The organism is Bacillus songklensis, assembly GCF_042649685.1.
Classification (GTDB): domain Bacteria; phylum Bacillota; class Bacilli; order Bacillales; family Bacillaceae_H; genus Bacillus_BA; species Bacillus_BA songklensis.
The window spans coordinates 1-527 of sequence record NZ_JBHRZT010000065.1; the positions used below are offsets into that span (position 1 = coordinate 1).

A 527-nucleotide genomic window follows, 5' to 3' on the forward strand; every position below is an offset into this window, starting at 1 on the left:
ATTGATAACTAGAATACGCAAAACCACTTAACAATTTTGCTTGTTGAGGAGACATTTGTTTTAGGTTTTGCTTTTTCTTTTTAAAATCTAACTTCTCTTTGGCAATCGGTTTTTGCTTGTTTTTTGCATATTCAACCGCCACTTTTAATGCGTTGCTCAGACTTTGTTTTGTTTCTTCACTAGAAGCATGATTTGCTTTATAAGGAACTTGAAACGAATACTTGTAATTTCCAAAACGGTCTACATCTGTAATAGCGAGAAATCCGGCATTAAAGTCGATTCCTAACACTCCGTTATTTTCTAACGTAGTCACATCGGGTGCATCTACGTCAACGGTTACATTGACATACCAAGAATGATGTTTACGTATAAACTTCCATGTTGTTGCTCGATAGTAGGTCACTTTGTTACCTTTTCCTTTTGTATGGCCAACAGAAGGTGTTTTCGCTCTATCAATTTGTTCTTGTCCATATGGAAACGAAACATTTGGAATGACGACATAGTTTCCGTATACATTTTCGTCTTTT

The 527-nt window shown here is 35.7% G+C and carries 1 protein-coding gene; it reads right to left on the reverse strand.

Annotation, left to right across the window (positions count from 1 at the left end; translation table 11 throughout):
- A partial coding sequence (locus tag ACFOU2_RS25705; RefSeq protein ID WP_377916532.1) for a hypothetical protein occupies positions 1 to 527 on the reverse strand: 527 nt, incomplete at both ends.